We start from the raw sequence: 26,448 nt of genomic DNA on the forward strand, positions 1-26,448 counted from the left end.
TCACGGCATGGCCGATCGGGCAATGTGCTAAGGGCACCCTCAGCGCCGCAGATCCAGCGTGAACGGGAATTCGCGGCTGCCCGGCAACTCGATCGTGGCCGGCGGCGTGCGCACCAGCCCGGGCGTGTGGCCCATGCGCGTGAAGCGCGAATGGCGGCGGCTCTCGGCCTCGTAGGCATTGACTGGGAAGGTGTCGTAGTTGCGCCCGCCCGGGTGGGCCACGAAGTACTGGCAACCGCCCAGCGAGCGCTTCATCCAGGTGTCGACGAGGTCGAAGGTCAGCGGTGCATGCGCGCCGATGCTGGGGTGCAGCGCCGACGGTGGGTTCCAGGCCTTGTAGCGCACGCCCGCGACGAACTCGCCGGTCACCCCGGTGGGCTGCAGCGGCAGCACCTTGCCGTTGACGGTGACGACGTGGCGGCTTTCGTTCAGGCCGGTCACGCGCACCTCGATGCGCTCGAGCGACGAATCGACATAACGCACCGTGCCGCCGGCGGAGCCTTCCTCGCCCATCACGTGCCAGGGTTCGAGCGCATTGCGCAGCGACAGCTCCACGCCCATGGCCTGCATCTGGCCGACCAGCGGGAAGCGGAACTCGAAGTGCGGCGCGAACCAGTCGGGGTCGAACGCGAAGCCGGCCTGGCGCATCTCGCTGATGACGTCGTCGAAGTCCATCTTGACGAAGGTCGGCAGCAAAAAGCGGTCGTGCAGCTCGGTGCCCCAGCGGGTGACGGGCGCCTTGTAGGGCTCGTCCCAGAAGCGGGCGACCAGTGCGCGGATCAGCAACTGTTGCGCAATGCTCATGCGCGCATGCGGCGGCATTTCGAACGCGCGCAGTTCCAGCAGGCCAAGGCGGCCGGTGCTCGAATCGGGCGAATAGAGCTTGTCGATGCAGAACTCGCTGCGGTGCGTGTTGCCTGACACGTCGATCAGGATGTTGCGCAGCGTGCGGTCGACCAGCCATGCGGGCATGTTCTGGCCGTAGATCTCGCGGTTCTTCGCGATCTCCTTCAGGGCAATCTCGAGCTCGTAGACCTGGTCGTTGCGCGCCTCGTCCACGCGCGGCGCCTGGCTGGTCGGGCCGATGAACATGCCCGAGAACAGGTAGCTCAGCGACGGGTGGTTGTGCCAATACAGCAGCAGGCTGGCCAGCAGTTCGGGCCGGCGCAGGAACGGGCTGTCGGCCGGCGTGGCGCCGCCCATCACGAAGTGGTTGCCGCCGCCGGTACCGGTGTGGCGGCCGTCGGTCATGAATTTCTCGGCCGACAGACGGGTTTCGAAGGCGGCGTTGTAGAGGAACTCGGTATGGGCGACCAGTTCCTTCCAGTTGTGGGCCGGATGGATGTTGACTTCGATCACGCCAGGGTCGGGCGTGACGGCCAGCATCTTCAGGCGCGGATCGCGCGGTGGCGGATAGCCTTCCATCACGATCTTCACGCCCAGCTCTTGTGCGGTGGCTTCGACGGCGGCAACGAGGTCGAGGTAGTCCTCCAGGCGCGCGAGCGGCGGCATGAAGACATAGAGCACACCTGAGGCGCTGCCCTTTTTCTCGGCCGAAGGACCGTTGGCGCGGCGCGGATCGCGCACTTCGACGCACAGCGCGGTGCGCGTGACCCAATGGGCCGATTCGCCGCGCAGGGGTTGGCGGGTGGTGGTGCCATCGGCGGCGGCTGCTGCCGCAGCATCGCCGCTCGCCGCATCGCCGGGGCGCTGCATGCGCAGCGACGCGGGCACCACGGGCGGTGTGCCGAAGGTGTAGGGCACGTCGCCCAGGCCTGCGCCAGCCGCACCGGCCGTGCCCGTGCTGTAGCGCGCACGGTAGTCGGCCGAACTTGGCAACGCGCCGCGCGGGGCGGTCGGGTCGCGCTCGATCAGGTAGGGGTAGTCGCCCTTGCTGGCCCACGGCTGCGAGTCGAGCGGCAGGCGGTAGCCCATGGGCGAGTCGCCCGGGATCAGGTAGAGGCGGTCGTCGCGCAGGAACCAGGGGCCGGTCTTCCAGGCCGGGCCGGCGAGCGCGGGGGCGTCGCTGTTGGCGTTGCCGGGCTCGATGGGCAGCATGTAGCCGATCACCGCGTCGAGCTTCTGCGTGAACACGCGGCGCAGGCGCACGCGTTCGAGTTCGTCGTCGAGCTTCGATTCGAAGGGGTCGACGTTCACCGGCAGGCGGCGTTCGCGCCAGAGGTAGTAGTAGACGTCTTCGTAGCCGGGCTGGATGTAGCGCTCGGTCAGGCCGAGCTTGTGGGCCAGCACGGTGGTGAAGCGGCGCGCGTCTTCGCTCGTGTAGTGCGTGGGAAAGCGCTCGTCGGCGAACAGCGAAGGGTCGTGCCACAGCGCCTGGCCGTCTGCACGCCAGAAGATCGACAGCGCCCAGCGCGGCAGTTGCTCGCCCGGGTACCACTTGCCCTGGCCGAAATGCAGGAAGCCGCCGTTGCCGTACTCGGCACGCAGCTTGTGGACCAGCTCGGTGGCGTAGCCGCGCTTCGTGGGGCCGAGGGCGTCGGTGTTCCATTCGGGCGCATCGCGATCACTGGTGGCTACGTAGGTCGGCTCGCCGCCCATGGTCAGGCGCACGTCGCCGGCCTTCAGGCGTGCATCGACCACATCGCCCAGCGCCAGCACTTCGGACCACTGCTCTTCGGTATAGGGCTTGGTGACGCGCGGCGATTCGTAGATGCGGGTGACCGTCATCTCGTGGCCGAACTCGACCTCGGATTCGTCGACGCCGCCCTCGATGGGCGCGGCGCTCGACGGCGTGGGCGTGCAGGCGAGCGGGATGTGGCCTTCGCCGGCCATCAGGCCCGAGGTGGCGTCCAGGCCGATCCAGCCGGCGCCCGGCAGGAACACCTCGCACCAGGCGTGCAGGTCGGTGAAGTCGACCGTGGTGCCGCTCGGGCCGTCGAGCGACTTCACGTCGGGCGTGAGCTGGATCAGGTAGCCCGAGACGAAGCGCGCGGCCAGCCCGCAATGGCGCAGCAACTGCACCAGCAGCCAGCCCGAGTCGCGGCACGAGCCGCTGCCGTTGGTGAGCGTTTCTTCCGGTGTCTGTACGCCGGGCTCCATGCGGATCAGGTAGTTGACGTCTTTCTGGACCTGCTGGTTGAGCCCGACCAGGAAGTCGATGGTGCGCTGCGTCTTGCGGTCGATCTTGTCGAGGTAGGCGGCCAGCAGCGGCGTGGGCGTTTCGGTGACGAGGTAGGGCGCAAGCTCTTCGGCTTGCGAGGCCGTGTACTTGAACGGGAAGTTCTCGGCCTGCGGCTCGAGGAAGAAGTCGAAGGGGTTGTAGACCGCCATCTCGACCACGAGGTCGACGGTGACCTTGAATTCACGCGTTTTCTCGGGAAACACGAGCCGCGCCTGGTAGTTGGCGAACGGGTCCTGCATCCAGTTGACGAAGTGCTCCGCGGGCTCGACCCGCAGCGAGTACGAGATCACATTGCTTCGGCAATGCGGCGCGGGCCGCAACCTGACGACCTGCGGGCCCAACTGCACCAGGCGGTCGTATTTGTAGTGGGTGACGTGGTGGAGTGCGGCGTGAATGGACATGCGTTTTTGTGTGCAGTACTGGCAGATTGCATCGAAAAGATGTCTCTGGTGAGACGCATACTAGCCCAGAAGCCAAGCAATTAACGCGCCACTGAGCGTGGGTTCGGGGAGGGTTTGCATCATGTGTTCCGAGGTTCTTCGGTGACGCCGTCGCGCGCTTCCGGCCATGCCATGGCCGGGTCGTGGGCCTTCGCCATGCTGGGCGGTTCGGTGTGGGGCGCGGCCCTGCAATTGCAGCAAGCGCTGCTCTGGAGCGCGTGGGTCTATGCCGCGTTGCTGCTTGTCGCGGTCGTTGTCATGGGATGGTCATGTCGGCCTTCTTCGATGCTGCGGCGCGGGTCGGGCAAGGGGCTTCTGGCGGTCGCGCTGGCGTGCGGCACGATGGCCGGTGCGGGGCAGGCCGGTTGGCGTGCCGCGATCCATGCGGGCGGCGCGTTGGACCCGGCGCTCGAAGGGCGCGACCTGCAAGTCACCGGCGTGGTGTCGGAGATGCCGCAGCGTGGCGAGGCGGCAACCCGCTTTCGGCTCGACGTCGAGTCGGCGCGCTGGGCTGGCACCGGCGCCAGTGCCGAAGCACCGCCGGCCGTGCCGGAGCGCATCGCCCTGGGCTGGTATGCCGAGAACACAGGCCTGTGGGGCCGCTCTTCCGACGAGCGGACGCCTTCCACCAGCACCGTCGGCGCGCCGCACGCCGGCGAGCGATGGCGCCTGACGGTGCGGCTCAAGGCGCCGCACGGCAACCTCAACCCTCATGGCTTCGACAGCGAACTGTGGATGTGGGAGCAGGGCGTGCAAGCCAACGGCTATGTGCGAACCGGCGCGCGCGATGCGGCGCCTGTGCGCGCAGGCATCACATGGCTGCACCCCATCGAACGGGCGCGGGAGGCGGTGCGCGACGCGGTGTTCGAGCGCGTGCCCGACCGCGGGCAGGCCGGCGTTATCGCCGCGCTGGTCACTGGCGACCAGGGTGCGATCGACCGCGCCGGCTGGGATGTCTTTCGCGCGACCGGCGTGGCGCACCTGATGTCGATCTCGGGGCTGCACGTGACGATGTTTGCCTGGCTGGCCGCGCACATCGTCGGCCTGCTCTGGCGCCGCAGCAGCCGGTTGATGCTGTGGCTGCCGGCGCAGCAGGCCGCGCTGGCCGGCGGCGTGCTGCTGGCCACGTTCTACGCGCTGTTCAGCGGTTGGGGCGTGCCATCGCAGCGCACGGTCTGGATGCTGGCGACCGTCGCGCTGCTGCGCCTGGCAGGGCGGCGCTGGCCCTGGCCGCACGTGTGGCTGCTGACGGCTGCGGTGGTGGTGGCGCTCGATCCGTGGGCCTTGATGCAGGCCGGCTTCTGGCTCAGTTTCGTGGCCGTGGGCGTGCTGTTTGCCACCGACCTCGCCGCGCCGGGCGCGGCGAAGCGGGGCATTCGGGCACAGGTGTGGCAACTGTTGCGCGAGCAATGGGTCATCACGCTGGCGATCACGCCGCTGAGCCTGCTGCTGTTCCAGCAGGTGTCGCTGGTGGGGCTGCCGGCCAATGCGATCGCGATTCCATGGGTCACGCTGGTGGTGACACCGTTGGCCATGCTCGGCGTGGCCGTGGCGCCCCTGTGGGATCTTGCGGCCTGGGCTGTGCATGTGCTCGCGGTGCTGCTGCAGTGGGGCGCCGGTCTGCCCCATGCCACGCTGTCGGTGGCCGCGCCGCCCGGATGGATGGCCGCGTGCGGCGTGGCGGGCGGCGTGCTGCTCGCCATGCCGTTGCCTTGGTCGCTGCGCACTTTGGGCCTGCCGCTCCTGTTGCCTGTGCTGCTCTGGCAGGCGCCGCGGCCCGCAGCCGGCGAGTTCGAATTGCTGGCCGCCGATATCGGGCAGGGCAATGCGGTGCTGGTGCGCACCGCCACGCACAGCTTGCTCTACGACGCCGGGCCGCGCTACAGCCTCGAAAGCGATGCCGGCCATCGCGTGCTGGTGCCGCTCCTGCGCGCCCAGGGCGAGCGGCTCGACATGCTGCTGCTGAGCCACCGCGATGCAGACCACACCGGCGGCGCTGCCGCCGTGCTGGCAATGCAGCCACAGGCCGCGCTGCTGAGTTCCATCGAGCCCACGCACCCGCTGCGTTCGTTGCGCCCCGGTGCGGTGTGCGAGGCCGGCCAGCAATGGACCTGGGACGACGTGCATTTCGAGGTGCTGCATCCGCTGGCTTCCGACTACCGGGCTGGCGTCAAGTCGAATGCGATTTCATGCGTCTTGCGCATCGGCAATGGCCGCGCGACCGCACTGCTGGTGGGCGACATCGAACGCGACCAGGAGCGCGTGCTGGTGCAGCGGAATGCGGCGCTCGCGGCTGACGTGCTGCTGGTGCCGCACCACGGCAGCAAGTCTTCGTCGAGCGAATTGCTGCTCGACGCTGTGCAGCCACGCATCGCGCTGGTGCAGGCGGGCTACCGCAACCGTTTTGGGCATCCGGCGGCGGAGGTCGTTGCGCGCTACGAGGCGCGCGGAGCGCGGGTGGTCGACAGCGTCAGGTGCGGCGCCGCCCTCTGGCGCAGCACCCGCGCCGGCGACGTGGATTGTGAGCGCGATCGCAGTGCGCGCTATTGGCAACACGCCTTGCCCTGAAACGGCATCCGCCGGTGAGAAGGACCGCCGACAAACCTTTGAAATGTGAATAAATTCTCAAAAGAACGGCGATACATTGGTTGCCGAGTCTGGCAATGAGGAGTCCGATCCGTTGGAGCGATCCAACGCATACACAACATTCAGGGGACACGATGCGCAACGACAACGGCCAGCGGCAGCGGTGGCTTTCCAGGCGGACGCCATGACGGCCGCCGTTCCCGCCATCACCAGCGCCAGCGCGGCATCGGCCCCCGGCGCCAAGCTCAAGATGCACCGCGAAGGCCCGGTGCTGATCCTGACGCTCAGCAACCCCGCCGCCCGCAACGCGATCAATCCATCGGTCTACCGCGCTGCGGCCAAGGCGATACGGGCCACCTCCGGCTTTCGCACCGTGCGCGCGATCGTGCTGTGCGGGGAGGGCGAGCATTTCAGCGGCGGTGGCGACCTGCGGCGGCTGGCCCGCCAGCGCAAGCTGCCGCCGGCCGAGCAGCATGGCCACATCGAGGCGTTGCACGAATGGATCATGGCCATCGAGGAAGCGCCCCAGCCCGTCATTGCCGCGGTCGAAGGCGCGGCCATGGGCGGCGGTTTTTCGCTGTGCCTGGCCTGCGACCTGATCGTCGCGGCCGAGGACGCGAAGTTCGCGATGTCCTATGTGAACGTCGGGCTGACACCCGATGGCGGTGCCACCGATTCGCTCGCGCGCTCGCTGCCGCCGCAGGCCGCGCTTGAAATGCTGCTCGATGGCGCGCCGTTTACCGCCGACCGGCTTCATGGCTGGGGTGTGGTCAACAAGGTCGTGCCGCATGGCACCGCCGGCGCCACAGCGCTCGAATGGGCCCAGCGGTTGGCGCGCGGGCCGTTCGAGGTGCAGGCGCGCATCAAGCAACTGGTGCACTCGGCACGCGGCCGCAGCCGGCGCGAACAGCTCGAGGCCGAGCGTGAATCCTTCGTCGCCAGTCTTTACAGCGACGAAAGCGGTGAACGCATCAAGGAATTCCTGTCGCCCCGCAAGAAGCGGGTGCCGGACGAAGGCTCCGAGCCGTAGCAAGAAAAGTCTCGCGGCCCGTCTCCAGCCAGCAGATTAGGGGTTTCACTGGCCCTGAACTTGCTAAGCTATGGCTCAAGGAGATTGGTCGTTCCATGCACAAATTCGATGAGATGTATGAGCAGTTGCCCTACGCAGGGGCTGCAATCCGACAGCACTACAAGCGCTACGACCAATGGCTCGCGAAGCAACCCGGTGAGGTGATGCGTTCGCGGCGCGAAGAGGCGGAAATGATTTTCCGCCGGGTCGGCATCACCTTCGCGGTGTACGGCGCCAAGGATGAAGACGGCTCCGGCACCGAGCGGCTCATTCCGTTCGACCTGCTGCCCCGCATCATTCCCGCCCACGAGTGGGACAGCATGGAAAAGGGGCTGGTGCAGCGCGTCACGGCGCTCAACCGCTTCCTGCATGACGTCTACCACGACCAGGAAATCATCAAGGCCGGCATCATCCCGGCTGAGCAGATCCTGAACAACGCGCAGTTCCGCCCCGAAATGATGGGCGTCACGGTGCCGCACAACGTCTACTCCAACATCTCGGGCATCGACATCGTGCGTGCCCCCGATGCCGACGGCAACGGTGAGTACTACGTGCTCGAAGACAACCTGCGCGTGCCCAGCGGCGTGAGCTACATGCTCGAAAACCGCAAGATGATGATGCGGCTCTTTCCCGAGCTGTTCAACCAGAACCGCATTGCGCCCGTGGCGCACTACCCCGACCTGCTGCTCGAAACATTGCGTGCCAGCGCGCCGGCCGCCACGGCCGAGCCCACGGTGGTGGTGCTCACGCCCGGCATGTACAACAGCGCCTACTTCGAGCACGCGTTCCTTGCGCAGCAGATGGGCGTGGAGCTGGTCGAAGGGCAAGACCTGTTCGTGAAGGACAACTTCGTCTACATGCGCACCACGCGCGGGCCGAAGCGCGTCGACGTGATCTACCGCCGCGTCGACGACGACTTCCTCGACCCCGAGGTGTTCCGCCCCACGTCCACGCTCGGTTGCGCCGGCCTCATGCGCGCCTACCGCGAAGGCAACGTCGTGATCTGCAATGCGGTGGGCACCGGCGTGGCCGACGACAAGTCGATCTACCCCTACGTGCCGAAGATGGTCGAGTTCTACCTCGGCGAAAAGCCGATCCTGAAAAACGTGCCCACCTACATGTGCCGCAACAAGGACGAACTGCAGTACACGCTCGACAACATGAAGGACCTGGTCGTCAAGGAAGTGCACGGCGCCGGCGGCTACGGCATGCTCATCGGTCCGGCCGCCACGCAGGCCGAGATCGAAGACTTCAAGAAGGCCGTGCTCGCCAAGCCCGACGGCTACATCGCGCAGCCCACGCTGAGCCTGTCGACCTCGCCCACCTTCGTCGACGCCGGCATCGCGCCGCGCCACATCGACCTGCGCCCCTTCGTGCTCTCGGGCAGCGAGGTGCAGATGGTGCCTGGCGGCCTCACGCGCGTGGCACTGAAAGAAGGTTCGCTGGTGGTCAATTCGTCGCAGGGCGGTGGCACCAAGGACACCTGGATCCTCGAAGCCGACCGCAAGCCCAAGGCCCCAGCGCAGTCGCAGTCGCAGTCGCAGTCGCAAAGCCAATCGTCATCGGTCTGAGTGCAGGCAAGGAATTAGGAGAACAAACGATGCTTTCACGCACCGCCGACCACCTCTACTGGATGTCCCGCTACACCGAGCGCGCCGAGAACACCGCGCGCATGCTCGACGTCAACTACCAGACCTCGCTGCTGCCGCAGTCGGCCGAAGTCGCCAAGTACGGCTGGCAGGGCGTGTTGTCCATCAGCGAACTGCTGCCTTGGTACAACCAGAAGTACGAGCAGATCACGCCCAACGAGGTGATGGAGTTCATGGTCAAGGACGAGAGCAACGCCTCGTCGATCGTCTCCTGCCTCAAGGCCGCGCGCGAGAACGCGCGTGCCGTGCGCGGCGCGCTCACCACCGAGGCGTGGGAAACGCAGAACACCACCTGGCTCGAAGTCAACCGCATGCTGCGCGCAGGCGACTTCGAACGCGACCCTGGGCAGTTCTTCGAGTGGGTCAAGTTCCGCTCGCACCTCTCGCGCGGCGTGACGCTGGGCACGATGCTGCAGGACGAGGCCTTCTATTTCTCGCGCCTGGGCACTTTTCTTGAACGTGCCGACAACACGGCGCGGTTGGTCGACGTGAAGTTCCACGCCCTCAACAGCGAGTTCTTCGGCGCCGCCACCGAGGAAGACCAAGAGTACGACTTCTATCACTGGAGCGCGATCCTGCGCAGCGTCTCGGCCTTCGAGGTCTATCGCAAGGTGTACCGCGATGTGATCAAGCCCGAGCGCGTGGCCGAACTGCTGATTCTTCGCGCCGACATGCCGCGCTCGCTGCATGCCAGCCTGGTCGAGGTGGTCAACAACCTCGCGAAGGTGCAGAACGAGCAGAGCGCCGAAACGCAGCGCCGCGCCGGCAAGCTGCTGGCCGACCTGCAATACGCGCGTGTCGATGAGATCCTGGCCACTGGCCTGCACGCCTATCTCACGCAGTTCCTCGACCGCGTGAACGAACTGGGCGGGCGCATCAGCCAGGACTTCCTGGTCCCCGCGCACTGAAAACAGCGCGTGTGCCGATGCGGCTGACGGCGCATTCGCCCCGCGCCTTTTCCATCGAAGGCTTTCTTGAGCCGGAAGAGTGCGAACAGCTTATTGCACTGGCCGAGAGCGAGGGTTTTGCCTCGGCGGGCGTGCGCACCGCGGATGGGCCGAAGGCCATGCCGATGATCCGCAACAACGAGCGCGCGATGCTGCCGTCGCCGGCCTGGGTCGATCTGCTGTGGCAGCGGCTCGGCAGCCTGGCGTTGCCGCAGATCGATGCGCAGGTGCCCAAGGGTCTGCCGAAGGATCTGCGCTTTTACAGGTACTCGCCTGGGCAGCGCTTCAAGATGCACAAGGACGGCCCCTGGCATGAAGACGGGCTTACCAGCCAGCTCACGCTGCTTGTCTATCTGAACGATGGCTTCATTGGCGGCGACACCGATTTCCGGGAGTTCCGCGTGAAGCCCGAAACCGGTGCGGCGTTGCTCTTCATCCACGACACGTGGCATGAAGGCGCAGCCATCGAAGCGGGCACGAAATACGTGCTGCGCTCCGATGTGCTGTACGGCGCGCCGGCCTGAAGAATCTTCAAGGCCGCAAGGCCTTCAGCGCGAGAACGACTCCACGGCCACCGGAATCTTCGGCGCCTCCCAGCGGTAGCCTTCCGCCAGCACATCGCGCTCGGGCTTCTGCCCGCTCCACTGGATGTGCAGCAGGTCCATCAAGGTCCAGCCGGTCCAGTCCGCGCGAAAGGGCTGCTGCGTTGCGGCACCGGCCGGCAGCGCCCCGGTATTGCGCCAGATCACCGCCGGAATGCGGTAGCCCGAAGCGGTCGAGGGGCTGTGGCCCGCGCGGTCGCTGCCGTGTCCGACCTCCTGGCCGTGGTCCGACAGGTACATCCAAGCGCGGTAGTCGCCGGGCTTGCCGGTGCTGCGGGTCTGCTGCAAAAGCTCCGATACCACGAAGTCGTGATACAGCAGCGCCGCGTCGTATTCCTGGCGGAAGCGGCGTACCTAGGCGGGGCGGCCGTTGTTCACCAGACCGGTTTCCACCGCGTCGACGTGGTCGTCGAACGGGTTGGCGTTCTCCGGAAAGCGCAGGCTGTAGTGCGGGTGCGCGCCCATGAGGTGGACCACGACCAGCTTGCGGTCGGTGCTCGCGTCTTCGAGCGCCTCCTGCACGCAATCGAGGATCTCGCCGTCGAGCGATGCGCTGGCCCGGCCGGGTGTGCGGTTGACCATGTCCACCACGTTGGCAAAGCGCGCGTGCTGCTGTTCGATGGCCAGGTCGTCGTGGTTGCTGATCCACCAGACCTTGTAGCCCGCCGCGCGCGCCAGGGCCAGCAGGTGCGGCGGGTTCTCGTTGTTCTCGCCCTGGGGCAGGCCGAAATGGAACATGTTGCGCAGCGCGGGCAGGGTGCTCGCGTCGACCGACCATGCGTTCTGCAGCACCGCCATCTGCTCGCCGGCCTGCGCCTTGTGCGCCAGCAGGCGCGGCGTGGTCGGGCGGCCATAGCCGTACAGCGCCATGTTGTCGCGGTTGATGCTGTCGGTGATGACGAGCACGACCGTGGACGGCCCGGCCTTGGTGAAGACGGGCGCCATGGCCCTGGCCTGCGCCAGCGACCGGTCGCGCACTTCCTGCTGGTTGGCCCAGGCGCCGCGCAAGGTCTGCACCGAGTGCGACCACTGGGTCCAGAAGATGGCTGGATGCAACCGGCGCCACGGTTTGCTTGCATACGCCACGCAGGCAACCAGCAGAAGCACGAGCACGATAGACCGCGTCCAGAACGGCAGGCGAGTGCGCGCGGAGGCCGCTGCCGCATCGGCCACGGCCCCGCGCCGCGCGAACACGCCCACCAGCGCGCCGGCGATGAGGAGCGCACCCGACCAGATGACGGCGGAGCGCCAGTGCATCTGCAGGTATTCGCCGCTCTCGCGTGCGTTGGTGTTGGCGGCTGCGCCCAGCACCATCGCGCCATCGGGTGCAGCCTGGTAGGTGTCGAGCAGGTAGGCGCGCACCACGCCGTCAAGCGCGAAGCCCATCGCCCAGAGCCAGACGGCCACGGTGCGCACGCGGCGCATGCGCGCGCTGCGCAGGGGCCATGCGAGCCACAGCACCAGGGGCAGGGCGAGCACCGCGAGCTGGGCGGTGCGGCGGCCATCGTGGCCCATGGCGATCAGCGCCAGCAAGGTGGCGCCGACCACGCCGCAGGCGAGCAGTCCGTGGGTGCGGGAAGCGCTCCGGGGAGCGGTCGCTTCGGAGGGTGGGGTTGTCAAAAGGGCGGCGCTGCAGATCGGAGGGGCGGGCGGATTCTGCCCCGCCGCATGCGCCGCACCCCCAGTGTCCCGATGTCCGCGAGGTCTTTGGGGGACTTTGGAGGGCTTTGGAGAAAGGGCTGTGGCAGCCGCTTCAGGCGGCGGTGGCCTGCCGCACCGCGCGCTCCCAGCGCGCCATCGATTCCTCGGCCTGCGCGCGGCCCATGGTGGGCATGAAGCGCCGTTCGATCTTCCACAGCTTCGACAGCTGGCGCGCGTCGCTGTACACGCCGGTTGACAGACCAGCCAGGTAAGCGGCGCCGAGCGCGGTGGTTTCGATCACCTCGGGCCGCACCACGGGAATGCCCAGCAGGTCGGCCTGGAACTGCATCAGCAGGTCATTGACGCTCGCGCCGCCGTCCACGCGCAGCTCGGCCACCGGCTTGCCGCCGGCGGCCACCGCGTCGCGGCTCATGGCCTGCAGCAAGGCGGCGCTCTGGTAGGCGATGCTTTCGAGCGCGGCGCGTGCGATGTGCGCGACGGTGGTGCCGCGCGTCAGGCCGGTGATGGTGCCGCGCGCATCCGCATCCCAGTAGGGCGCGCCCAGGCCGGTGAAGGCCGGCACCATCATCACGCCGCCCGCGTCGGGCACGCTCTCGGCCAGCGACTGCACTTCGGCGCTGCCCTTGATGGCCTTCAGGCCGTCGCGCAGCCACTGCACCACGGCGCCGCCGACGAACACGCTGCCTTCCATCGCGTACTGGGGCGTGGTGTCGGTCTGCGCGGCGCTGGTCACGAGCAGGCCGTTCTGCGAAGGCTGGAAGGCGCTGCCGGTGTGCATCAGCAGGAAGCAGCCGGTGCCGTAGGTGTTCTTGGCCATGCCGGCCTCGAAGCAGGCCTGGCCGAAGAGGGCGCTCTGCTGATCGCCCGCCACGCCACCGATGGGCAGCGCATGGCCGAGCAATGCGGCGTCGGTGTCGGCGAAGTGCGAGCTCGACGGCTGCACCTTCGGCAGCAGCGCGGCGGGGATCTTCAGCGCCGCGAGCAGGTCGGCATCCCATTCGTTGGTGTGCACGTTGAAGAGCATGGTGCGCGAGGCATTGCTCACGTCGGTCACGTGCGCCTTGCCGCCCGTGAGCTGCCACATGAGCCAGCTGTCGACCGTGCCGAAGGCCAGCTCGCCGCGCTCGGCCTGCGCGCGTGCGCCGGGCACGTTGTCGAGCAGCCAGCGCAGCTTGGTGCCGGAGAAATACGCGTCGATCACCAGCCCGGTCTTCTCGCGGATGGTGTCGCTCATGCCTTCGTCGCGCAGCTGCGCGCACAGCGGCTCGGCGCGCCGGTCCTGCCAGACGATGGCGTGGTGGACCGGCTGGCCGGTGGCGCGGTTCCACAGCACGGTGGTCTCGCGCTGGTTGGTGATGCCGATGGCGTGGATGTCGCTCGGCTTGAGCTTGGCCTTGACCAGCACTTCGCGCGCCGTGGCGAGCTGGCTGCGCCAGATTTCCATCGGGTCGTGCTCGACCCAGCCCGGCTGCGGATAGATCTGCGTGAGCTCCTTCTGCGCGATGGCGACGATGTGGCCTTCGCGGTCGAACACGATGCTGCGCGAGCTGGAGGTGCCCTGGTCGAGGGCGAGCAGGTAGGTCGTCATTCGGTCGTCGTTCTTTCTTGCGGGTCGGCTTGTCGTCAGTTGTCGCGTGCGATCTCGAGCCGCACCTGCGCGTCCTGCAGCAGCTGGGCAAAAGGCGCCGGCGGCTCCGCGTCGGTGAACAGGCGGTCGATCTGCGACAGCGTGCCCAGCTGGATCATCGCGGGCCGGTTGAATTTGCTCGCGTCCGCCGCGAGCCACACCTCGCGTGCCTGCGCAATGATGGTCTGCGCGACCTTCACCTCGCGCAGGTCGAAGTCGCGCAGCGAGCCGTCGGCCTCGATGCTCGAGACGCCGATCAGCGCGATGTCGACCTTGAACTGGCGGATGAAGTCGATGGTGGCCTCGCCCACGATGGCGCGGTCGCGCGGGCGCACCGAGCCGCCCGCCACGATCACCTCGCACCCGCTGTTGCCGCTCAGGATGGTGGCCACGTTCAGGTTGTTGGTGATCACGCGCAGGCCCGTGTGGCGCAGCAGCGCCTTGGCGACGGCCTCGGTGGTGGTGCCGATGTTCAGGATCAGCGAGCAGTCGTTGGGCACCAGCTCGGCCACGCGGCGGGCAATGCGCGCCTTGCCTTCGGCGTGCAGGGTTTCGCGCTGCTGGTAGCCGATGTTCTCGGTGGTCGAGCTGGGCACGCGCACGCCGCCGTGGAAACGCGTGAGCAGCCCTTCGTCGGCCAGCCGCTGCACGTCGCGGCGCACGGTCTGCAGCGTCACGCCAAGCATGTCGGCAAGCTGCTCGACGGTGACGGACCCGCGCGTGCGCACGGTGTCCAGGAGGTTGATCTGGCGCGGATTGGAGTTCACAGGGGCGTCGTGGAAGGCAGGAAGACTGTGGGCAAGGGTACAGCGCGTGTCACTGTAAAACGAAAGAAAACGAATCAACTAAGGGAAAACTCGGAGGAAAATCGCGCTCAAAGGAACCTAAATGAAAAAACTCGAAAATACAATGACCGCCGTCGGTGACGAAAGTCACATTCCTGCGGACCCTTCTGCGGACCTTATTTCCGTGAGCGATTTCACCACCCAAGCACCCGGCCAGGCCTCCGACTGCGACGTCCTGATCGTCGGCGGCGGCATCAACGGCTGCGGCATCGCACGCGACCTCGCGGGCCGCGGCTGGCGCGTGGTGCTGTGCGAGAAGGACGATCTTGCCTCGCACACCTCGTCTTCTTCCACCAAGCTGATCCACGGCGGGCTGCGCTACCTCGAGTACTACGAGTTTTCGCTGGTGCGCAAGGCGCTGCAAGAGCGCGAAGTGCTGCTCAAGAGCGCGCCGCACATCATGTGGCCGCTGCGCTTTGTCATGCCGCACGACCCGTCGATGCGCCCGGCCTGGATGATCCGCATCGGCCTGTTCATGTACGACCACCTGGCCAGGCGCGAGGTGTTGCCCGGTTCGCGCAGCGTCGACCTGCGCCAGCACGCGGCCGGCACACCGCTCAAGAACCAGTACAAGCGCGGCTTCATCTACTCGGACGGCTGGGTCGACGACGCGCGGCTGGTGGTGCTCAACGCGCTCGATGCGCAGTCGCGCGGGGCCGAGATCCTTACCCGCACCCGCTGCATCCACGCGCAACGCGGCAGCGACGGCTGGGTCGCCACGCTCGAGGGGCCCGATGGCCGGCGCCGCACCGTGCGCGCCCGCGCCGTGGTCAATGCCGCGGGGCCGTGGGCCGAATCGTTCCTGCGCGGCGTGGCCCAGTCGGCCAAGGGCGAGGCGCTGGCCACCAAGAGCCTGCGGCTCGTGAAGGGCAGCCACATCGTGGTGCCGCGCCTGTTCGAGCACGACCACGCCTACATCTTCCAGAACCCCGACAAGCGGATCATCTTCGCCATTCCCTACCAGGACGAGTTCACGCTGATCGGCACCACCGACATCGAACTCACCGGCGACGACCCCGGCGCCGCGCGCATCGCGCAGGAAGAAATCGACTACCTCTGCACCCAGGCCAGCCGCTACTTCGAAAAGCCCATCGTGCCGGCCGACGTGGTGTGGACCTACTCGGGCGTGCGCCCGCTGCTGGACGACGCATCGGGCGACCCCTCTGCCGTCACGCGCGACTACATGCTGGAGTCGAACACCACCGCTGCGCCGCTGCTGTCGGTGTGGGGCGGCAAGATCACCACCTTCCGCAAGCTGGCCGAAGACGCGGCCGACGAGGTCGGCAAGATGCTGGGCCAGTCGTCCGCGCAGCGCCCGGCCTGGACCGACGGCGCCTTCCTCGCGGGTGGCGACCTCTCGGCCTGGATCGGCGCCGCAAAAAGGCCCGACGACGATTTCGAGCGCTTCGTGGCCGCCGTGCGCGAAAAGTACACCTGGCTCGCCGCCAGGCTGGCACGCCGGCTGGCGCGTGGCTACGGCGCCCGCGTGGCGCAACTGCTCGGCGATGCGCAATCGATGGCCGACATGGGCGCCGAAGTGGCGCCGGGCCTGCACGAGCGCGAACTGCGCTTTCTGCAGGACCACGAATGGGCCGTGAGCGCGCAAGACGTGCTCTGGCGCCGGTCGAAGCTGGGGCTGCACTACACGCCCCAGGAACGCGAGCAGGTGGCGATCTGGCTGCAGGCTCACGCAAAGAACACCTGATCAAGAAAAGAAGCGAGGGAGGCTCATGCAACTGACGCTGGAGCGTGTCACCAAGAAGGTCGGCGCGCAGACATGGCTCTACGAGCAGAGCATCGCGCCCCGCAGCGGGGCCGTCACGGTGCTGCTGGGCGCCACGCAGGCCGGCAAGACCAGCCTGATGCGCCTGATGGCGGGGCTCGACGCGCCGACCACCGGCAAGGTGCTGGTCGACGGGCAAGACGTGACCGGCATGCCGGTGCGCGAGCGCAACGTGGCGATGGTCTATCAGCAGTTCATCAACTACCCCTCGCTCAAGGTCTTCGACAACATCGCCTCGCCGCTCAAGCTGCGCGGCGAGACGAACATCGATGCGCGCGTGCGGGCGCTGGCCGACAAGCTGCACATCGGCATGTTCCTCGAGCGCCTGCCGGCCGAGCTGTCGGGCGGGCAGCAGCAGCGCGTGGCGCTGGCGCGTGCGCTCGCCAAGAACGCACCGCTGATGCTGCTCGACGAGCCGCTCGTGAACCTCGACTACAAGCTGCGCGAGGGCCTGCGCGAAGAACTCACGCAGCTCTTCGCCTCGGGCGACTCGACCGTCATCTACGCCACCACCGAGCCTGGCGAAGCGCTGCTGCTCGGCGGCTACACGGCTGTCATGGACGCGGGCGAACTGCTGCAGTACGGCCCGACCGCCGAGGTGTTCCATGCGCCGCAGTCGCTGCGCGTGGCGCGCGCCTTCAGCGATCCGCCGATGAACCTGCTGGCCGCCACGGCCGCGGCCGGCCAGGTGCAACTGGCCGGTGGGCCGGTGCTGCCGTTGGGCTTGCCCGAGGGTGTGTCGGGCGCGGTCACCGTCGGCTTGCGCGCGAGTGCGCTCAACGTCGGCGCGGGCGAGGGCGACATCGCCTTGCCCGGCAAGGTGGAGCTGGCCGAGATCTCGGGCTCCGACACCTTCGTGCACGTCGAGACGGCGGTCGGCGAACTGGTGGCGCAGCTCACCGGCGTGCACCGCTTCGAGCTGGGCGCCGCGATCACGCTGTACTTCAGCGCATCGCAGGCCTATGTGTTCGATGCCAGCGAAAAGCTGGCGCGCGCGCCGGCATGGCGCAAAGGAGACTAGTCATGGCACGCATCGACCTGGACCTGGCCCACGCCTACCGCCCCAACCCCACGCAGGACAGCGACTACGCGCTGCTGCCGCTGCAGATGAGCTTTCGCGATGGGGGCGCCTATGCCTTGCTCGGCCCTTCGGGCTGCGGCAAGACGACCATGCTCAACATCATCTCGGGCCTGCTGGTGCCTTCGCAGGGCACGGTGAAGTTCGACGGCCGCGACATGACACGCGCCACGCCGCAAGAACGCAACATCGCGCAGGTGTTCCAGTTCCCGGTGATCTACGACACCATGACCGTGGCCGAGAACCTCGCGTTTCCGCTGCGCAACCGCAAGGTGCCCGAAGACCAGATCAAGAAGCGCGTGGGCGAGATCGCCGAAATGCTCGACATGAGCGGCCAGCTCAACCAGCGAGCAGCCGGGCTCGCGGCCGATGCCAAGCAGAAAATCTCGCTCGGGCGCGGGCTGGTGCGCAGCGACGTGTCGGCCGTGCTGTTCGACGAGCCGCTCACGGTGATCGACCCGCACCTGAAGTGGCAGCTGCGCCGCAAGCTCAAGCAGATCCACCGCGAGCTGAAGCTCACGCTGATCTACGTCACGCACGACCAGGTCGAGGCGCTCACCTTCGCCGAAGAAGTGGTGGTCATGACGCGCGGCAAGGCCGTGCAGGTGGGCAGCGCCGAGGCGCTGTTCGAACGGCCCGCCCATACCTTCGTCGGCCATTTCATCGGTTCGCCGGGCATGAACTTCCTGTCGGCCAACAGCATGAACGGCGCGCTCGAAGTGGCGGGCACGCCGCTGGTGCCGACGCGCGACCTGCCGCAAGGGCCGCTGAAGATCGGCATTCGCCCCGAGTACCTGCGCCTGTCGAATGCCGGCGCCGCCGGTGCCGTGCCGGCGGTGGTCAAGCAGGTGCAGGACGTCGGAACGCACGCGATGCTGAGCGCCGAAGCCGACGGTAGCGTCATCAAGGTGCGGCTGCATTCGGACGAGCGGCCGCCCGCGGTGGGCGACACGGTGTGGCTGCGCGTGCTGGACACGCACACCTGCTATTACTTCAACGAGGAACTGGTGGCATGAAGCTCGTGTTCACGGCCAGCACGGCGCATTCGTCTTTCTCCCTCCCCTCCCGGGGGAGGGCCGGGGTGGGGGCACGACGGCCTCCAGGCATGCGCAGCGCTACATCGAAGGCCTGCCCCCATCCCAACCTTCCCCCAGCGGGGGAAGGAGCAACACCATGAACGCAACCAACAAACCCATCAACCAAAAAGCCTGGTGGCTGGTGCTGCCCGTGCTGATCTGCGTCGCCTTCTCGGCCATCGTGCCGCTGATGACGGTGGTCAACTACTCGGTGCAGGACATCATCTCGCCCGACCGCCGCGTGTTCGTGGGCACCGAATGGTTCGCCTCGGTGATGCGCGACGACGAGCTGCACGAGGCGCTGCTGCGGCAGCTCGGCTTCTCGTTCTCGGTGCTGCTGGTCGAGATTCCGCTGGGCATCGCGCTGGCGCTGTCGATGCCGGCCAAGGGCTGGAAGTCGTCGGCGGTGCTGGTGGTGGTGGCGCTGTCGCTGCTGATTCCATGGAACGTGGTCGGCACCATCTGGCAGATCTACGGCCGGGCCGACATCGGGCTGCTGGGCCATGCGCTGCAGACCCTGGGCATCGAATACAACTACACCGGCAACGCCGCCGACGCCTGGCTCACGGTGCTGGTGATGGACGTGTGGCACTGGACGCCGCTGGTGGCGCTGCTCTGCTATGCGGGCCTGCGCTCGATACCCGACGCCTACTACCAGGCCGCGCGCATCGACGGCGCGAGCAAGTTCGCGGTGTTCCGCTACATCCAGCTGCCCAAGATGCGCGGCGTGCTGATGATCGCGGTGCTGCTGCGCTTCATGGACAGCTTCATGATCTACACCGAGCCCTTCGTGCTCACGGGCGGCGGTCCGGGCAATGCCACCACCTTCCTGAGCCAGTACCTCACGCAGAAGGCCGTGGGGCAGTTCGACCTGGGGCCGGCGGCCGCGTTCTCGCTGATCTATTTCCTCATCATCCTGCTGCTGTGCTTCGTGCTCTACAACTGGATGCAGCGGGTGGGGACGCAAGAGGTGGAGAAGGAACAATGAACGAGAAAAGATTCCACAAGCGCAGCATCTTCCTGGTGCTGTACATCCTGTTCGCGCTGTTGCCCATCTACTGGATGATCAACATGAGCTTCAAGACGAACGAGGAAATCCTTTCGCATTTCTCGTTCTTCCCGCAGCACCTGACCTGGGCCAACTACGCGCGCATCTTCACCGACGAGTCGTGGTACTCGGGCTACATCAACAGCCTGATCTACGTGGCGATCAACACGGTGATCTCGCTCACCGTGGCGCTGCCCGCGGCCTATGCGTTCTCGCGCTACTCGTTCCTGGGCGACAAGCACGTGTTCTTCTGGCTGCTCACCAACCGCATGACGCCGCCCGCGGTGTTTTTGCTGCCGTTCTTCCAGCTGTACACCACTGTGGGCCTGATGGACACGCACCTGGGCGTGGCACTGGCGCACCTGCTGTTCAACGTGCCGCTCGCGGTGTGGATTCTCGAAGGCTTCATGAGCGGCATTCCGCGCGAGATCGACGAGACGGCGTACATCGACGGCTACTCGTTTCCGCGCTTCTTCGTCACCATCTTCCTGCCGCTCATCAAGGCCGGCGTGGGCGTGGCGGCGTTCTTCTGCTTCATGTTCAGCTGGGTCGAGCTGCTGCTGGCGCGCACGCTCACCAGCGTGAACGCCAAGCCCATCGTGGCGACCATGACGCGCACCGTCAGCGCCTCGGGCATGGACTGGGCCACGCTGGCCGCGGCCGGCGTGCTGACCATCGTGCCGGGTGCCATCGTCATCTGGTTTGTCCGTCACTACATCGCGAAGGGTTTCGCGATGGGCCGCGTTTAAGTCAAGGAGCACCGCATGTTCAACTGGATGGTCTGGACCACCCCGGTGGCCGTGTTCTTCAGCTGCATCGCGCTCATGCTGGTCGGCATGACGGTGTGGGAGATCAAGTCGCCCACCACGATGCGGCGCGGCTGGCTGCCGATCGAAACCACGCGCGGCGACCGGCTCTTCATCGGCCTCTTGGCCGCTGCCTACATCAACCTGGCCTTCATCGGGCTGGCCGGCAAGTTCCAGGAGTGGATGAGCCTGGAGGCCGAGCCCTCGATCTGGATCAGCTTCGTGATTTCGATGGCCGTCCTAGCGCTGGTGATGCGCAAGGGTTGACCCCGCGAGTTTTCGACAAACGTCCGGCTCTCCGCATCCCCGGAGCCGCGACAGGACACAACGGGGAGCACCAACCGAGGAGACACAGTCATGAAGATGCGCTACACGGCACTGGCAATGGCGGCGGCGATGTTCGCCACGCACGGCGCTTGGGCTGGCGAGGCCGAAGCCAAGAAATGGATCGACACCGAATTCCAGCCATCGACCTTGTCGAAAGACAAGCAGATGGAAGAAATGAAGTGGTTCATGGAAGCGGCCAAGAAGCTGCAGGGCAAGGGGGTGAAGGAGATCGCGGTCGTGTCGGAAACGCTGACCGTGCACGAGTACGAATCGAAGACGCTGGCCAAGGCCTTCGAGGAAATCACCGGCATCAAGGTCAAGCACGACATCATCCAGGAGGGTGACGTGGTCGAGAAGCTGCAGACCTCGATGCAGTCGGGCAAGTCGATCTACGACGGCTGGATCAACGACTCCGACCACATCGGCACGCACTACCGCTATGGCACCGCATTGGCGCTGACCGACCAGATGACGGGCGCGTGGAAGGACTACACCAACCCGGGCCTGGACCTGAAGGACTTCATCGGCACCAGCTTCACCACGGCGCCCGACAAGAAGATGTACCAGCTGCCCGACCAGCAGTTCGCCAACCTGTACTGGTTCCGCGCCGACCTGTTCGCGCGCAAGGACCTGCAGGACAAGTTCAAGGCCAAGTACGGCTACGACCTGGGCGTGCCGATCAACTGGTCGGCCTATGAAGACATCGCCGCCTTCTTCAGCGAAGACGTGAAGACCATCGACGGCAAGCCGATCTATGGCCACATGGACTACGGCAAGAAAGACCCGTCGCTGGGCTGGCGCTTCACCGACGCGTGGCTGTCGATGGCCGGTGCCGCCGACAAGGGCATTCCCAATGGCCTGCCGATCGACGAATGGGGCATCCGCGTGGCCGACGACAAGTGCACGCCCGTGGGCGCGGCCGTGTCGCGCGGCGGTGCGACCAATTCGCCGGCTTCGGTCTATGCGCTGACCAAGTACATCGACTGGATGAAGAAGTACGCGCCCAAGGAAGCCATGGGCATGACCTTCGGCGAGTCGGGCCCGGTGCCCGCGCAAGGGCAGATCGCGCAGCAGGTGTTCTGGTACACCGCGTTCACGGCCGACATGATCAAGCAGGGCCTGCCGGTGGTGAATGCCGACGGCACGCCGAAGTGGCGCATGGCCCCCGGCCCGCATGGCCCGTACTGGAAGGACGGCATGCAGAACGGCTACCAGGACGTGGGCTCGTGGACCTTCCTGAAGTCCAACGACCCTGATCGTGCGGCCGCGGCGTGGCTCTACGCGCAGTTCGTGACCTCGAAAACGACCTCGCTGAAGAAATCGATCGTCGGCCTGACCTTCATTCGCGACAGCGACATCCGCTCGGACTACTTCACGAAGAACGCAGCCAAGTACGGCGGCCTGATCGAGTTCTATCGCAGCCCCGCGCGCGTGGCATGGACGCCGACCGGCAACAACGTGCCCGACTACCCCAAGCTCGCGCAGCTCTGGTGGAAGAACGTGGCCGTGGCCGTGACGGGCGAGAAGACGCCGCAGGCCGCCATGGACAACCTGGCCAACGAGATGGACGACGTGATGGGCCGCCTGCAACGCGCGGGCATGGCCAACTGCGCGCCCAAGCTCAATGCCAAGGGCGATCCGAACAAGTGGCTGAGCAGCGAGCAGGCCCCATGGAAGAAGCTGGCGAACGAGAAGCCGAAGGGCGAGACCGTGGCTTATGACAAGCTGCTGACCGCCTGGAAGGAAGGCCGCGTCAGGTAAGTAGACAAGGCTCAGGCCTTTCTTTCTCCCTCCCCCTTTGGGGGGAGGGCAGGGGTGGGGGCACGGCGGCGCATCCATTGCCCTCGGTGCTATCGCCGCCGGCTCGGTCAACGCCGCTTGCCCCCATCCCAACCTTCACCCAAAGGGGGAAGGAGCAAAGACAATGGCGCGGACTCTCTGGCTTTCTTCCGCCGCCTCATGAACATCCAATTCCGCTGCGACCCCGCGCTGTTCGACCTGCTGCCGCGCCCGGTGCCGGCCAAGGCCGCGTTGCCCGACTGGCTGCGCCGGATGGCGCCCAGGGTGCCTTCGCCGGTGCACCAGCGCAGCATCCGCACCGTCAAGCAATGCCCGCCGTTCGTCGATGCGATGACGCACGGCTTCATGGTCCTGCTGCCTTGCGATGTGACCGTCGAGGCGGGGCGCTTCAGCTGGGACTGGCCCTTGCCCGCGCTGTCGGTGCCTGGCCATCCACGCGCGCCGCTGAGCTTTCACGTGCCCGAGCAGATCGCCGGTTCGCCACTCGCGCATGGCGCGCACTCGGCCATCAAGTTCAACAGCTTCTGGACGGTGGAGATCGACGAGGGCTGGTCGCTCATGGCCGTTCACCCGATCAACCGCGACGACCTGCCGTTCAGGCTGGTCACGGGGCTGGTCGATGCGGACCGCTTCAATGAGGTCGGCATCAACTTTCCCGCGGTCTGGACCGATCCTGCATTCAACGGCGTGCTGCCACGGGGCACGCCGGTCGCGCAGTGCTATCCGGTGCCACGCGAGCCGCTGGACCTGTCTTGCGAGCCCATGAGCGCGGCGCAGGTGCAGGGCTACGAGCAGCTGGCCGGGAAGATCATGGCCGGGCCGGGCGTCTACCGGAAGTCGTTCCGCAGCAAGCGCGGCGCGGGCTGAAACTCAGGAAGCTGCGCTCAGGCGGGCGTGCTTCGCAGCGCCGCGCGCAGCTCGTCCAGGTCGAGCCACAGGCGTCCGGTGGGCGCCGTCGAAAGAGCGTGCGCGATGCGCCCGAAGGTGTTTTCGTGCAAGCGATAGGCACGGCCATAGGCCTGCATCGCTTCGTCCATCCGGCCCGTCTCCTGCAGCACGATGCCCAGATTGACTTCCACCTCGGCCCGTGGCGGCGAGACGCGCAGCACCTGCCGCAGCGCATCGGCCGCACCGTCGAAGTCGCGCAGGTCCTGCAGCACGAGCGCGAGCTCGAACCAGGCCGCGCCATGCGCGGGCGCCAGCGCGGTGGCGCGCCGCAGCGCGTGTGCGGCATCGGCCCATCGGCCAGCGGCCCTGAGCGTTGTGCCCAGTGCGTGCAGCGCCTGCTCGCGCCCGGGCAGCAGGGCCACGGCGCGCTCGTGATGCTGCAGCGCCAGCGGAATGTCGCCGCTGGCACGCGCCATGTCGCCGGCCATCAGCAGCGAAGGGCCGTGGTCCGGCCGCAGCGCGAGGCTTTCGGTGATGGACGCCTGGGCCTGTGCAAGGTCGCCGGCTTCCATCTGAAGGCGGGCCAGCAACTGAAGCACGGCGGGGTGGGGCGGATGCGTGGCCTTCGCGTGTTCGCACAGCTGTCGCGCACGCGACGCATCGCCTGCGTTCACGAGGCGTATCGCCAGCTCGATCAGTTGTTCGACGGAAGCGGGTGAAGTGGACATGGGTGTAAGGGCTGGCCGTCGAATGTAGCGTTTCGTGTCCCGGCCAGCGGGTGTCGACCGTCTGATTGTTGCGACGCCATGACCAATGGCAGATGCGCTGAAGAGGAGCTTCGCTTACATTCGACGGCCCTCGAAACGCCATCGCACGTGACCTCAAGCTTTTCCAGCCCTTCAGACCCCGCCGACGGCGCCCCACGCACACCCAAGCGTGTGCTGGTTCTCCACTACTCGCAGTCAGGCCAGCTCGGCAGCGTGGCAGAGCAGATCGTGGCACCGCTGCGTGCCGACCCGTCGATCCAGGTGCATGAAGAGGTGCTGCGGCCGCTCGATGCGTTCCCGTTTCCCTGGCCCTTCCTGCGCTTCTTCGACGCCTTTCCGGAAACGGCGCACTTGAAGCCGCCGCCGCTGGCGCCGCTGTCGCTCACGGGCGAGGAAGACTTCGACCTCGTCATCCTGCCGTACCAGGTGTGGTTTCTGGCGCCGTCGCAGCCCATCACGGCTTTCCTCAAGCACCCTGTGGCGGCGCGTCTGCTCAAGGGCAAACCCGTAGTGACGGTCATCGCCTGTCGCAACATGTGGCTGCTGGCGCACGAAAAACTCAAGGGCATGCTCGACGACGTGGGCGCACGGCTGATCGACAACGTGGTGCTGACCGACCCCGGCCCCACGCTCGCCACCTTCTTCACCACGCCCGCATGGCTGATCTGGGGCCGCAAGCGCGGCTTCTGGGGCATGCCCGACGCCGGGCTCAGTACCGGACAAATCGCCAGTACCGTCCGTTTCGGACGTGCGCTGCGTGATGCACTGCACAACGACCTGGAACGCGGCACGCGGCCGCTGCTGGCCGGCCTGGGCGCGGTGCAGGCCAATGCGCGCCTGCTCATCAGCGAGAAGGCCGGCACCCGCAGCTTCTACCTGTGGGGCAAGCTGATCATGGCGGCCGGAGGCCCCGGTGCGTGGCTGCGCAAGCCGCTGCTGCTGCTGTACGTGCTCTTCCTGCTGGCACTGATCGTGACGGTAGTCCCGGTCAGTCTGAGTTTGCAGGCGCTTCTGCGACCTTTTCTCAGAGGGTGGCTGACTAAAATGACGGCCCAATTCGAGTGCCCGTCGGGCTCCGCCACGGACCGCTCCCACCTCTATGACGACTGATGTCTTCCTGACCCGCACCGCTGCCTTCTTGCCCTTTGCCCCGGTCAGCAACGAAGAAATCGAAGACGTCCTCGGCCGCATCGGCGGCAAGGCCTCGCGCGCGCGGCGGCTGATTCTTCGCAGCAACGGCATCCAGTCGCGCCACTACGCCATCGACCGCGCCACCGGCCGGATGGCCATGACCAACGCGCAGCTCACCGCATCGGCGATCCGTGCGCTGGGCGACGACATCGGCCCGGTCGATTGCCTGGCCACCGGTACTTCGCTGCCCGACCAGCTCATGCCCAACCATGCGGTGATGGTGCACGGCGAACTCGGCTGGCCCCGGCTCGAAGTGGTGGCCTGCGCGGGCATCTGCCTGGCCGGCACCGCCGCGCTCAAGCACGCGTGGCTGTCGGTGCGCGCGGGCGATGCGCGGCGCGCGGTCGCCACCGGTTCCGAGCTGGCTTCCGCCGTGATGCGTGGCGCCAACTTCGAAGCCGAACTCGAACACAAGCTCGAAGCGCTCGAGGCGCGGCCCGAACTGGCCTTCGAGAAAGACTTCCTGCGCTGGATGCTGTCCGACGGCGCCGGCGCCGTGCTGCTGGAGCGCGAGCCGCGCGGGCCGCTGTCGCTGCGCGTCGAATGGATCGACCTGTCGTCGGCCGCGCACGAACTGCCGGTGTGCATGTACGCGGGTGCCGAGAAGAATGCCGCAGGCGGCCTCGACGGCTGGGCGCGCTTCCCGCCTTCGGACTGGCAGCGCGAGTCGACCTTCGCCGTCAAGCAGGACGTGCGCCTGCTCAACGAGAACATCGTGCGCGCCACGCTGGGCGAACCGCTCGCGGCCGTGATCGAACGGCGCGGGCTGAAGTCGCAGGACATCGACTGGTTCCTGCCGCATCTCTCATCACACTATTTTGTCGAGCCGGTGAGCCAGTGCCTCGAATCGCTGGGGCTGCACATTCCGCGCGAGCGCTGGTTCAGCAACCTCGCGAACAAGGGCAACACGGGCTCGGCGTCGCCGTACATCATGCTCGACGAGCTGTTCCGCTCGGGCCGCATCCGGCCGGGCCAGAAGCTGCTGATGTTCGTGCCGGAAAGCGGCCGCTTCTCCAGCGGTTTCATCTACATGGAGGCCGTATGAAACCCCCACGCGCATCGCTTCGCGTATCGCTGCCCCCCAAGGGGGCGCAGGCCTCCCTTCGGGCGGCCCG

The 26,448-nt window shown here is 67.0% G+C and carries 19 protein-coding genes and 1 pseudogene; 15 read left to right on the plus strand and 5 right to left on the minus strand.

The features are described 5' to 3' along the window. Positions 1-39: 39 nt before the first annotated feature. Positions 40-3,543, minus strand: a complete 3,504-nt coding sequence (locus BLQ28_RS03280; RefSeq protein ID WP_093237112.1) for a transglutaminase family protein — start codon at positions 3,541-3,543, stop codon at positions 40-42. 171 nt (positions 3,544-3,714) lie between these two features. Here BLQ28_RS03280 and BLQ28_RS03285 point away from each other — a divergent pair, with 171 nt between their 5' ends. The 5 genes from BLQ28_RS03285 to BLQ28_RS03305 all read left to right on the plus strand — a co-directional run bounded on the left by BLQ28_RS03285 (position 3,715) and on the right by BLQ28_RS03305 (position 10,357). Further along, on the plus strand, positions 3,715-6,150 hold the full coding sequence (locus BLQ28_RS03285) for a DNA internalization-related competence protein ComEC/Rec2 (RefSeq protein WP_093237684.1): 2,436 nt from the start codon (positions 3,715-3,717) through the stop codon (positions 6,148-6,150). Positions 6,151-6,352: 202 nt separating this feature from the next. Beyond that, complete coding sequence (locus tag BLQ28_RS03290; protein ID WP_093237113.1) at positions 6,353-7,198, plus strand: oxepin-CoA hydrolase, alternative type; 846 nt, start codon at positions 6,353-6,355, stop codon at positions 7,196-7,198. A gap of 95 nt (positions 7,199-7,293) precedes the next feature. Continuing rightward, positions 7,294-8,808 carry a circularly permuted type 2 ATP-grasp protein gene (locus BLQ28_RS03295; RefSeq protein WP_093237114.1) on the plus strand — a complete coding sequence of 505 codons (1,515 nt, stop codon included), beginning with the start codon at positions 7,294-7,296 and terminating at the stop codon, positions 8,806-8,808. Positions 8,809-8,837: 29 nt separating this feature from the next. After that, complete coding sequence (locus BLQ28_RS03300) at positions 8,838-9,794, plus strand: alpha-E domain-containing protein (RefSeq protein WP_093237115.1); 957 nt, start codon at positions 8,838-8,840, stop codon at positions 9,792-9,794. A gap of 17 nt (positions 9,795-9,811) precedes the next feature. Then, positions 9,812-10,357, plus strand: coding sequence for a prolyl hydroxylase family protein (locus BLQ28_RS03305; protein WP_256327184.1), 546 nt, complete (start codon positions 9,812-9,814; stop codon positions 10,355-10,357). Positions 10,358-10,381: 24 nt separating this feature from the next. Here the strand turns inward: BLQ28_RS03305 and BLQ28_RS33485 are convergent. From BLQ28_RS33485 to BLQ28_RS03320, 3 genes and pseudogenes are all read right to left on the minus strand, one after another. Beyond that, positions 10,382-11,950, minus strand: a pseudogene (locus tag BLQ28_RS33485) (phosphoethanolamine transferase). Positions 11,951-12,188: 238 nt separating this feature from the next. Continuing rightward, on the minus strand, positions 12,189-13,685 hold the full coding sequence (gene glpK / locus BLQ28_RS03315; RefSeq protein WP_093237116.1) for a glycerol kinase GlpK: 1,497 nt from the start codon (positions 13,683-13,685) through the stop codon (positions 12,189-12,191). A 35-nt stretch (positions 13,686-13,720) separates the two neighbouring features. Continuing rightward, a complete protein-coding gene (locus BLQ28_RS03320; RefSeq protein WP_093237117.1) occupies positions 13,721-14,491 on the minus strand; it encodes a DeoR/GlpR family DNA-binding transcription regulator in 771 nt (256 codons plus the stop codon). A 121-nt stretch (positions 14,492-14,612) separates the two neighbouring features. On the opposite strand from BLQ28_RS03320, the gene glpD reads away from it, so the two are divergent. From glpD to BLQ28_RS03360, 8 genes are all read left to right on the plus strand, one after another. Next, positions 14,613-16,274 (plus strand): glycerol-3-phosphate dehydrogenase, encoded by a 1,662-nt coding sequence (glpD, locus tag BLQ28_RS03325; RefSeq protein ID WP_093237118.1) that lies wholly within the window; start codon positions 14,613-14,615, stop codon positions 16,272-16,274. A 25-nt stretch (positions 16,275-16,299) separates the two neighbouring features. Further along, positions 16,300-17,373: an ABC transporter ATP-binding protein gene (locus BLQ28_RS03330; protein ID WP_093237119.1), complete on the plus strand. Its 1,074-nt coding sequence runs from the start codon at positions 16,300-16,302 to the stop codon at positions 17,371-17,373. Positions 17,374-17,375: 2 nt separating this feature from the next. Then, positions 17,376-18,446 carry an ABC transporter ATP-binding protein gene (locus BLQ28_RS03335; protein ID WP_093237120.1) on the plus strand — a complete coding sequence of 357 codons (1,071 nt, stop codon included), beginning with the start codon at positions 17,376-17,378 and terminating at the stop codon, positions 18,444-18,446. 157 nt (positions 18,447-18,603) lie between these two features. Next, complete coding sequence (locus BLQ28_RS03340; RefSeq protein ID WP_093237121.1) at positions 18,604-19,494, plus strand: carbohydrate ABC transporter permease; 891 nt, start codon at positions 18,604-18,606, stop codon at positions 19,492-19,494. Beyond that, complete coding sequence (locus tag BLQ28_RS03345) at positions 19,491-20,303, plus strand: carbohydrate ABC transporter permease (RefSeq protein ID WP_093237122.1); 813 nt, start codon at positions 19,491-19,493, stop codon at positions 20,301-20,303. The genes BLQ28_RS03340 and BLQ28_RS03345 overlap by 4 nt, the downstream gene beginning before the upstream one ends. 15 nt (positions 20,304-20,318) lie before the next feature. Then, the gene (locus BLQ28_RS03350; protein ID WP_093237123.1) at positions 20,319-20,627 is read left to right on the plus strand and encodes a DUF2160 domain-containing protein; all 309 of its coding nucleotides are present in this window, start codon (positions 20,319-20,321) and stop codon (positions 20,625-20,627) included. Between the two features lie 90 nt (positions 20,628-20,717). After that, positions 20,718-22,448 carry an ABC transporter substrate-binding protein gene (locus tag BLQ28_RS03355; RefSeq protein WP_093237124.1) on the plus strand — a complete coding sequence of 577 codons (1,731 nt, stop codon included), beginning with the start codon at positions 20,718-20,720 and terminating at the stop codon, positions 22,446-22,448. Positions 22,449-22,646: 198 nt separating this feature from the next. Next, complete coding sequence (locus tag BLQ28_RS03360) at positions 22,647-23,354, plus strand: hypothetical protein (protein WP_093237125.1); 708 nt, start codon at positions 22,647-22,649, stop codon at positions 23,352-23,354. A gap of 17 nt (positions 23,355-23,371) precedes the next feature. Here BLQ28_RS03360 and BLQ28_RS03365 read toward each other — a convergent pair whose 3' ends face one another. Further along, complete coding sequence (locus BLQ28_RS03365; protein ID WP_093237126.1) at positions 23,372-24,103, minus strand: tetratricopeptide repeat protein; 732 nt, start codon at positions 24,101-24,103, stop codon at positions 23,372-23,374. A gap of 78 nt (positions 24,104-24,181) precedes the next feature. On the opposite strand from BLQ28_RS03365, the gene BLQ28_RS03370 reads away from it, so the two are divergent. Both BLQ28_RS03370 and BLQ28_RS03375 read left to right on the plus strand, forming a co-directional pair. Then, positions 24,182-25,252 (plus strand): dialkylrecorsinol condensing enzyme, encoded by a 1,071-nt coding sequence (locus BLQ28_RS03370; protein WP_256327150.1) that lies wholly within the window; start codon positions 24,182-24,184, stop codon positions 25,250-25,252. Beyond that, a complete protein-coding gene (locus BLQ28_RS03375) occupies positions 25,242-26,378 on the plus strand; it encodes a beta-ketoacyl-ACP synthase III (protein WP_093237128.1) in 1,137 nt (378 codons plus the stop codon). The genes BLQ28_RS03370 and BLQ28_RS03375 overlap by 11 nt, the downstream gene beginning before the upstream one ends. Positions 26,379-26,448: the final 70 nt, after the last annotated feature.

The sequence above is a fragment of the Variovorax sp. EL159 genome (assembly GCF_900100965.1).
GTDB lineage: Bacteria > Pseudomonadota > Gammaproteobacteria > Burkholderiales > Burkholderiaceae_C > Variovorax.